1 protein-coding gene is annotated in these 1,067 nt (G+C 65.7%); it reads right to left on the bottom strand.

Annotation, left to right across the window (positions count from 1 at the left end; translation table 11 throughout):
- Positions 1-132: 132 nt before the first annotated feature.
- Positions 133-1,067: IS701 family transposase (locus VSX60_RS22335; RefSeq protein WP_327626432.1), on the bottom strand; the 935-nt coding region annotated here is incomplete at its 5' end.

Below are 1,067 nucleotides of genomic sequence, written 5' to 3'. Positions count from 1 at the left end.
TGAGATGCGCTTGTCGAGCTGCGGCTTGGTGGGCGCGTCGCCAAGTTGACCAAGCAATGACGTGGGCTGGTCGGATTTGGCGCTGAGCCAGACGCGTGGCGATGCGGCGGATTTCCTGGACCGACCAGCGGATCAGCGGCGTCGAGGCTTGCGGATGATCCTGACCATGCTTTTTGGGGGCGTCACGGTGTTCGCCCGGCGACGGATCGCGGCCATCATGGCGAAGGCCAGCATGACGAGCGAGACGTGGCGATGCCAGCCGTGCCAGGAGCGGGTCTCGTTGTGGTCGAGGCCCAGTTCGTTCTTGGCCGTCTCGAAGCTGTCCTCGATCGCCCAGCGACGACCCTCGACCCTGACCAGCGTCTCGATGGACGTTCCGGCCGGGCACCAGGTGGAGAAGTAGGCGAGATCGCCGTCGGCGATGTTGCGGCGGATCAGCAAGCCCCGCGTCCACTGCCCGTCGAGAGCGTCGTTGTATTCGGCCGCGTCGAGATCGGCCAACTCGAGATAGGCCCAGTCGTGGAGCCTTTCGCCCTTGGTCCCTTCGCCCGCCGACAGGCGCGCCCAGTCGTCGGGGGACAGCTTTCCTGCGATCGCAGCCGCCGTGCCGGCGACGGGCTGTGGTTTGTCCCAGGAGTTGAACGGATGATTGGCGTTGACGCCCAGCACATAGCCTTTTCCGGCGCGCCGCAGCGCCGTCTCAATCCCGCCGACCCCANTTCCTGCGATCGCAGCCGCCGTGCCGGCGACGGGCTGTGGTTTGTCCCAGGAGTTGAACGGATGATTGGCGTTGACGCCCAGCACATAGCCTTTTCCGGCGCGCCGCAGCGCCGTCTCAATCCCGCCGACCCCATAAACGCTGTCGGCTGCGACCCAGGCAAACGGGACCTCTGCCGTCATGGCTCGGCCGATCATCGCAAGGGCAAGGCCAGGCTTGGTCGCAAACGCAGTTTCCGGTGGTACGTGCGCCGCCGCCATGCGAGCTGGATCATCCGTCCAAGCCTTCGGCAGATACAGCGCCCGGTCGATAAATGCGTGGCCGTGGCACGAGACGTAGGACGCAAACA

Source organism: Aurantimonas sp. A3-2-R12, assembly GCF_036016755.1.
GTDB classification, from domain to species: Bacteria; Pseudomonadota; Alphaproteobacteria; order Rhizobiales; family Rhizobiaceae; genus Aurantimonas; species Aurantimonas coralicida_A.
The sequence above is the reverse complement of the archived record's forward strand: the minus strand, read 5'-3'. Positions and strand labels throughout refer to the sequence as shown.